This window comes from Roseicella aerolata (assembly GCF_020523605.1).
Taxonomy (GTDB): domain Bacteria; phylum Pseudomonadota; class Alphaproteobacteria; order Acetobacterales; family Acetobacteraceae; genus Paracraurococcus; species Paracraurococcus aerolatus.
The window spans coordinates 25,789-33,530 of sequence record NZ_JAJAQI010000053.1; the positions used below are offsets into that span (position 1 = coordinate 25,789).

The following is a 7,742-nucleotide window of genomic DNA, read 5'->3' on the forward strand; positions in this document are numbered from 1 at the left end:
CGGCCAGCCGGCCCCCCGGCTGCGCGCCTTCCGCCCCATCCGCGCATGCCGCCGGCTGTTGCTGCTTCTGGCCCTGGCGCTGCTGCCGGCCCAGGCACCGGCGCAACCCGCGGCCGAGGCCGGGCGCGTCGCGCTGCTGCTGACGGTCGAGGGCGGCATCGGCCCCGGCATCGCCGAATACGTCATCGACGGGCTGGACCGCGCCGCCGCGCAGGGCGCCGCGCTGGTGGTGATCCGCCTCGACACGCCGGGCGGGCTGGATGCGGCCACGCGCCGGATCGTGCAGGCCATGCTGGCCTCGCCGGTCCCCGTCGCGATCTGGGTCGCGCCGCGGGGCGCGCGGGCGGCGAGCGCGGGCCTCTTCCTCCTCTCGGCCGCGCAGGTGGCCGCGATGGCGCCTGGCACCGCCACCGGGGCGGCAACCCCGGTGCGCCTGGGCGGCGGCGGGGCCGGCAGCGACGGGCAGGATGCGATGGCGGCCAAGGTGGTCAACGACGCTGCGGCCTATGTCCGCGGCCTCGCGGAGTACCACGGCCGCAACCCGGACTGGCCGGAGAAGGCGGTGCGCGAGGCGGCGAGCGTCCCGGCGGAGGAGGCCCTGCGGCTGGGCGTCGCCGACCTCCTGGCCGCCGACCTGGCGCCGCTGCTGGCAGGCATGGACGGGCGCCGCGTCCGCCTGCCCGCCGGCCCCGCGACGCTGGCAACGCAGGGGCTTGCGGTGCAGCGCTTCGACCCCGATTGGCGCCACCGGCTGCTGGCCTTCGTCTCCGACCCGAACATCGCCTTCCTGCTGCTGATGATCGGCGCCTACGGGCTGGTCCTCGAAGCCGCCTCCCCGGGTATCGGCCTCGGCGGGGTGGCCGGCGGCATCGCGCTGGTCCTCGGCCTCTTCGCCGTCAACCTGCTGCCGGTGAATACCACCGGGCTCCTGCTGATGGGGCTCGGCCTCGCGCTGCTGGTGGCCGAGGCCTTCATCCCGGCCTTCGGCGTGCTCGGCATCGGCGGGCTGGCGGCGCTGGCGCTCGGCGGCGCCATCGCCTTCGATTTCGAGGCACCCGGCTTCCAGCTCTCGCCCTGGGTGCTGGGCCTGTCCGTCGGGCTGAGCGGGCTGCTGCTGCTCGTCACCCTCCGCGCGGCCTGGCGCGCGCGGGGGCGGCCGGTGGTCACCGGCGGGCAGGGCATGATCGGGGCCCGCGGCCGGGTGCTGTCCTGGGCCGGCGGCGCCGGGGTGGTGCTGGTGCATGGCGAGCGCTGGGCGGCCACGGCCCCCGCCGCGCTGGCACCGGGCCAGGCGGTACGGGTGCTGAGCCGGCGCGGCCTGCGGCTCGAGGTGGCGGCGGAGCCCGCCGGGAATGGAAGGACCCTGTCATGACCGGAGATCTCGGCGGCATCGCCATCCTCCTGCCCGTCGCCGCGGCGGTGGCGCTGCTCTGGCTCGCGGTGCGGGTGCTGCGCGAATACGAGCGCGGCGTGGTCTTCACCCTCGGCCGCTTCTCCGGCGTGCGCGGCCCGGGGCTGATCCTGCTGATCCCCTTCGTGCAGCAGATGCAGCGCGTGGATCTCAGGACCGTGGTGATGGACGTGCCGAGCCAGGATGTCATCTCGCGCGACAACGTCTCGGTGAAGGTCAATGCCGTGGTGTATTTCCGCGTGGTGGACGCCGACCGCGCGGTGATCGAGGTGGACGACTACATGGGCGCCACCAGCCAGCTGGCCCAGACCACGCTGCGCTCCGTGCTCGGCAAGCACGACCTGGATGAAATGCTGGCCGAGCGCGACAAGCTGAACCGCGACATCCAGGAGATCCTGGACAGCCAGACCGATGCCTGGGGCATCAAGGTCGGCAATGTCGAGATCAAGCATGTGGACATCGACGAGAGCATGGTGCGCGCCATCGCCCGCCAGGCGGAGGCCGAGCGAAACCGCCGCGGCCGCATCATCGATGCCGAGGGCGAGCAGCAGGCGGCGGAGAAGCTGGTGGAGGCGGCGCGGGCGCTCTCCGCCGTGCCCGAGGCGATGCAGCTGCGCTACCTCTCGACCCTGCAGCACATCGCGGGGGAGCGGAATTCGACGGTGGTCTTCCCGGTGCCGATGGATCTGCTGCGCGGGCTGGGGGCCATGGCCTCGGCGGCGGGCCAGGCGGCGGCGCGGGAGGGGTCGCGCGAGCCGCGCTGACAGGCCGTGCGGTGAGGGTGTCATGCCCGACTCATGACATGCTGACGCATGCCCTGGCTTCGCGGCATTGACCGCGGCGCGCCTTCGCGCCCCCGGCCCGCTCCGCGGCCTCGGCCGCCGATGGCGGCTGCAAGCCAGGATCTGCGCCGGTCGGCATCATGCGGGGTGGCATCAGTCATGCGGCCCGGGCCGCGGCTTCCGCTCGGCCGCCGGTGTCGTCCGGGCGTCTGCGAAGATCGGGTCCAGGAACCGCCCGAGGTCGCGGTTCGACCGCGCCCGCACCGCCTCGTCCGCGCCGATCATGTAGGGCTCGTCATCCACGCAGAGCGCCAGGATGGCGCGGCGCAGCAGCGGGCCCGACATGGGCAGGCCGGTCCGCAGGTCCCGCACGCCGCCATCCGGCTGCACGCTCAACCGGCAGCGGTTCAGCAGCCGCCCGATGGCGCGCCGCGGCTGCCCGCCATCCCACTGGTGCAGGGCGTCCGTATAGCCGATCACCTCCACGGCCGAGCCGCCCCGGCGGGCATCCGCCGCGAACTCCTCGCACCGCGCGGGGTCGATCAGCGCATCCCCGGTGCCATAGAGGATCAGCAGCGGCGCCCCGGTGGTCCGCGGCTCGGCGAAGCGGGCGATGCAGGGGCCGTAGAAGGCGGCATGCGCCGCGAAGCGCTCGCCGCCCGGCGCCATGCGTTCGGCCACATCGGCGGAGAGGGCGAACATCGTCGCCATCGCCCCGTAGGAGAAGCCGATCAGGGCGACGCGGCGCGGGTCGATCTCCGGCCGCCGGGCGAGGAAGCGCAGGCCGGCATAGGCATCGGCGATCGCCATGCTCTCGGTGATCTCGAGCAGCCGCTCGGTGAAGCCGGTGGCGCGGTCGCGGCGGGCGCCGAACACGTCGATCACCAGCGCCGCGGCGCCCATGGCGGCGAACTGGCGGCCATAGGTGTGCTCGCGCGCGGCCAGCACACCGCCGGCCCCATGTAGCAGCACCACGGCGGGCACGGAGCGCGGCGGCGCGCCCGCAACGCTGCCGGGGGGCAGGTAGAGCGTGGCGACCGCCGTCGCCGGCTCGGCCTGGGGCGCATCGCGCGGCGTGAAGGGGCTGCTGCTCGGGAAGGTCACGGGCTGGCCGTGAATCCCCAGTGTCTCCCCGGCCGGGGGCCAGGGATCCGCGAGCCGCCATCCGCCGGCCGCGCGGGCGGGGTGCCCATGGCCGGATGCCGTGGCGAGCATGGTGCCGAGCAGCAGGGCGGCCGCGGCGAGGCTGGAGCTGAGCATCATGGAACATCCTTCCCTGCGGCATCGCTGCCAGGGCCGATCGGTTGCCATCACCGATGGTGGCCGGTCCGGCGATGGGCGCCGCGCGATTGTGAAAGCAGCGGGCCGGCAGGGGCTGATCCCGGCCAGCCGGGTCATGGCTCCGGCGCCTGCCGGGCGGGGCTTCCCCTGCCGCGGTCATCGCCGGGGCATCCCGCCGATTGGCATGGGGCCGGGGGATGGCGCAGGATGCAGGGGACCCGACGCGAGACATGGCCCTGGAGAGGCGGAGGTGGCTCCGCCCACAGGGCAGGGCGGTGATGGCGGCCGCCAGGCCGGTTGCGCATCCGGCAGCGGCCGCCGCCATCCCCGACTTCAGAGGCGAGGATGAGCCAAGATCCCTATGACATACTGGGCGTGAAGCGCGATGCCACGCCGGAGCAGATCCGCAGCGCCTATCGCAAGCTGGCGCGGAAGCTGCACCCGGATCTCAACCCGGGTGACCGTACGGCCGAGGAGCGCTTCAAGCAGGTCTCGGCCGCCTATGACCTGCTCGGCGATGCCGAGAAGCGCGGCCGCTTCGACCGCGGCGAGATCGACGCCTCGGGCGCCGAGCGGCCGCAGCAGACGCATTTCTACCGCGACTTCGCCGGCGGCGCCGGCCCCGGGCCGCACCCCTATGAGAGCGATGCCGCCTTCGCCGACATGATGGATGCGGATGAGCTGCTGGCCGGGCTCTTCGGCCGCGGCGGCGGGCGGGGCGCCCGCATGCGGATGCGCGGCGGGGATCTGCGGGGCACCCTGGCGCTGGACTTCCTGGAGGCGGTCAACGGCACCACGAAGCGCCTGACGCTGCCGGACGGCTCGACGGTGGACGTCACCGTGCCGCCCGGGACGCGGGATGGCCAGGTGCTCCGGCTGCGCGGCAAGGGCACCCCGGGCCTCGGCGGCGGGCCGCCGGGCGACCTGCTGGTCGAGGTGGAGGTCGGCGAGCACCATCACTTTACCCGCAAGGGCGACGACATTCATTTCGAGCTGCCGGTCAGCCTGCCGGAAGCGGTGCTGGGCGGGCGGGTGGAGGCGCCGACCCCGGCCGGGCCGGTCGCCCTCACCATTCCCCGGGGCGCCAATACCGGCACGGTCCTGCGCCTGAAGGGGCGCGGGGTGACGCGGCCGGATGGCTCCCGCGGCGATGCCTATGCCACGCTGCGGATCGTGCTGCCGGACCGGCCGGACCCCGAACTGGAAGCCTTCGCCGCGCGCTGGGAGGGCGGCAAGGCGCACAACCCGCGGTCCGGCATGGAGGGGTGAATGCTCGAGATCCGTGAATTCCTGCTGCGGGCCCGGCTCGATGCCGCGGCGCTGGAGGCCTGGGTCGAGGCGGGCTGGCTGGTGCCACGCCAGGCGGAGCCTAGCCGCGCCTTCTCCGAGCTCGACCTCGCCCGCGCCTGCCTGATCCGCGACCTGCGGGAGGCCATGGGGGTCAATGATGAGGGGATCGAGGTCGTGCTGGACCTGCTCGACCAGGTGCATGGGCTGCGGCACGCGCTGCAGCGGGTGAGCACGGCGCTGCAGGCGCTGCCAACGCCGCTGCGGCAGGAGGTGCTGGCGCGGCTGCAGGCCGGCCCGGAGGGGGCGGGATCCAGGGCCGGGGAGGGCGCGCCTGCTGCGGGCTGACCGGGCCCGGCGCGCCATGGCCTTCCGGCTCGACCCGGCGGCGCTGGCGCGGCAGCGGCGGCTCAACAGGCTCCACTCGGCGCTGCTCCTGCTCTCCCTCTCCGGGCTGGCGGGCTGGACCGGCCTGCTGGTCGGCGGGCCGGAGGGGCTGGCCTTCGGCGCCGGCCTGGTGCTGGCCTTCCTGCTGCTCAGCCCGATGCCCGGCGACGCGCTGTTCCGGCATGCCTTCGGCGCCGTCCGCCTCTCCCCCACCCAGGCGCCCGATCTCCTGGCCCTGCTCGCGGCGCTGGCGCGACGGGCCGGCCTGCCGCGCCCGCCGGCCCTCTACCTGATCCCCTCGCCGATGCTGCAGGCCATGGCGGCCGGCAGCCGGGAGGCGCCGGTCATCGCGGTGACCCTGGGATTGCTGCGGAGCCTGCCGCCACGCGAGCTGGCGGCGGTGCTGGCGCATGAGGTGGCGCATATCCGCCATGGCGACCTGCGGGTCCTGCGCCTAGCGACCGCGGCCGCCACCCTCACCCGCGCCATGGCCGGCATCGGCGCGCTGCTCCTCCTCGTCCTCCTGCCGGCGCTGTGGGCGAGCGGCATGGCGCCCTCGCCCCTCGCCCTGCTGCTGCTGATGGCGGCACCCATCCTCAGCGACCTCCTGACCCTCTCGCTTTCCCGGCGGCGGGAGTTCCTCGCCGATGCGGGGGCGGTGGAGCTGACCGGCGATGTGGAGGCGCTGGCCGAGGCCCTGGCGCGGCTCTGGCGGCTGCAGGGCGATGACTGGGAACGCCTCGCCTCCCGCGCGCCGCGCTGGCTGCGCTGGTTCCGCACCCATCCGACGGTCAGGGACCGGATTGCGGCGCTGCGCGGCATGGCCACGCCGGTGCGGGCGCCGTGGCCGGAGGCGGACCTGATCGCCATCACGCCGGGCGCGCTGCCGTGGAGCCTGGGCGGCCACCACCCGGCGCAGCGCCTGGCGCGCCGGTGGCTGCTGTAGCCTTGGCTTCCACCCTGCCGCCGGGACGTGACGGCCCGGGCGACGCTCCGGCAGGGGTCTTGAACCGGGACAGGCCCTGCCTAGCTCGATGAGTGCCGAATGCCGCAACCGGGTTCGGCGGGCGCCGGGCAGGCGCTCCGGTGCCCATACCCATGTCGCTCAGAGGAGGATGTGGCTATGAGGATGATCGATTTCGCACCGCTGTCGCGGTTCACCGTCGGCTTCGACCGCCTGTTCGACATGCTGGACGACCAAGCCTTCGACCTCGAGCCGGATGACCCTCTCCCGCACTATGACATCGAGAGGATCGGCGAGGATGCCTACCGCATAACGCTGGCCGTCCCTGGCTTCAGGCCGGATGACATCTCGGTCGAGAGCCAGCCGAACCTCCTTCTCGTGACCGGCCGGGCCCCCAGGGACCAGGGTGGCGAGTATCTCCACCACGGCCTCCCGCTGCGGAGCTTCGAGCGCCGCTTCACCCTGGCCGATTTCGTGGAGGTCACGGGGGCCAGCCTCGCCGATGGCCTGCTGACGATCGGGCTGAAGCGCGAGCTGCCGGAGGCGATGCGGCCGCGGCGGATCGAGATCGCCGGCGGCGCGGCGCAGAGGCCGCGGCAGATCGAGGGCCAGCAGGCGGCCTGACACTGCCAGCCGTTGATGGAGGCCCATCGACGGCCCTCTCGATCGCCGTACGGTTTGCTCCGCAGGGCCTGGCCATGCCGCATTTGCGGCGGCGTCCGTTCGGGCGCTACAGCGGATTGCGTTCAAAACTGAACGCCAATCCGCTGTAGACCGCTATTTGTAGAGCAGATTCACGCTGCGGGGCGTTCACGCTCCTCCGCGATCTGCTCTAGGCATAGCCTGCCCGACGCGCCGGGATACCGACCAGGGGAGGTGGTGGCCACTCGCCCACAATCGGGCGGGTGAGAAAACCGCGGACGCACTCGCCGCTCTCGGCGCAGATGCGTTTTGCCGAGCCCGCCAGGATCGGCGCCTGCTTTAGTTTCACGCCCAGGCGCGACGCCTTGGGCGAGATCGACCGGACCGGACGGGTTCCGCAATGCGGCGACAAGGATGCTCGCAAGCACCTGATCGGGGCGGCCAATGTGCTACTGACGCGCATCCGCCGCCCCACGGCGCGACAGGCCCGGAGCTTGGCCTTCGCCGAGCGCTCAGGCGTGAAGAAGGCGAAGGTCGCCGTGACCAGGAAGCTTGCGGGTCATCCCCCATCGCATGTGGCGGGACGCAACCGAGTTCCGTTGGAACGACGCGCAGCAAAAGCCACCTGATCCCGGTTCTCGGGCCGCCATTATGGGCCGGACGCATTCGTCCCGCCGGGACGAGGACGAGGGTGGGGCCAATCCCGGATATGCCCGCCGTTGGCGCCACCGCCGCGGTCGGCGATAGCGAACACCACTTTGGCCCGCCCAAACCCGCCCAAGGCCATGGTGTGGCGGCACGGGCCGACCACCAAGAGAACCGTGAGCCCGGCAGTGCCAATCATCGTTCAGCCTGATGGCGGCGATTAGCAGGCTGCTGAAAAGCGCGCAGGATCGGCGGGTGCGGTAGGCTCCGGCGGACCTTCCATGCGCCCGCTGCCGCGTGGCGGCTGCCAGAAACACGTTTCCGGCGCCAGCGGCGCTCCCTT

8 protein-coding genes are annotated in these 7,742 nt (G+C 73.4%); 7 read left to right on the forward strand and 1 reads right to left on the reverse strand.

Annotation, left to right across the window (positions count from 1 at the left end; all coding sequences use genetic code 11):
* Positions 1–58: 58 nt before the first annotated feature.
* On the forward strand, positions 59–1,372 hold the full coding sequence (locus LHA35_RS24060; RefSeq protein WP_226613314.1) for an NfeD family protein: 1,314 nt from the start codon (positions 59–61) through the stop codon (positions 1,370–1,372).
* Positions 1,369–2,175, forward strand: a complete 807-nt coding sequence (locus LHA35_RS24065) for a slipin family protein (protein ID WP_264185764.1) — start codon at positions 1,369–1,371, stop codon at positions 2,173–2,175. Before LHA35_RS24060 ends, LHA35_RS24065 begins: the two co-directional genes overlap by 4 nt.
* A 171-nt stretch (positions 2,176–2,346) precedes the next feature.
* Here LHA35_RS24065 and LHA35_RS24075 read toward each other — a convergent pair whose 3' ends face one another.
* Complete coding sequence (locus LHA35_RS24075) at positions 2,347–3,456, reverse strand: dienelactone hydrolase family protein (RefSeq protein ID WP_226613315.1); 1,110 nt, start codon at positions 3,454–3,456, stop codon at positions 2,347–2,349.
* A gap of 363 nt (positions 3,457–3,819) precedes the next feature.
* Between LHA35_RS24075 and LHA35_RS24080 the strand changes: the two genes are divergently transcribed.
* The 5 genes from LHA35_RS24080 (at position 3,820) to LHA35_RS24100 (ending at position 7,383) form a co-directional block, all read left to right on the forward strand.
* Positions 3,820–4,743 (forward strand): DnaJ C-terminal domain-containing protein, encoded by a 924-nt coding sequence (locus LHA35_RS24080; protein ID WP_226613316.1) that lies wholly within the window; start codon positions 3,820–3,822, stop codon positions 4,741–4,743.
* Positions 4,744–5,109, forward strand: coding sequence for a chaperone modulator CbpM (locus tag LHA35_RS24085; RefSeq protein ID WP_226613317.1), 366 nt, complete (start codon positions 4,744–4,746; stop codon positions 5,107–5,109).
* Between the two features lie 16 nt (positions 5,110–5,125).
* Positions 5,126–6,094 carry a M48 family metalloprotease gene (locus LHA35_RS24090; protein WP_226613318.1) on the forward strand — a complete coding sequence of 323 codons (969 nt, stop codon included), beginning with the start codon at positions 5,126–5,128 and terminating at the stop codon, positions 6,092–6,094.
* Between the two features lie 183 nt (positions 6,095–6,277).
* The gene (locus LHA35_RS24095; RefSeq protein ID WP_226613319.1) at positions 6,278–6,736 is read left to right on the forward strand and encodes an Hsp20 family protein; all 459 of its coding nucleotides are present in this window, start codon (positions 6,278–6,280) and stop codon (positions 6,734–6,736) included.
* A 383-nt stretch (positions 6,737–7,119) separates the two neighbouring features.
* On the forward strand, positions 7,120–7,383 hold the full coding sequence (locus LHA35_RS24100) for a hypothetical protein (protein WP_226613320.1): 264 nt from the start codon (positions 7,120–7,122) through the stop codon (positions 7,381–7,383).
* Positions 7,384–7,742: the final 359 nt, after the last annotated feature.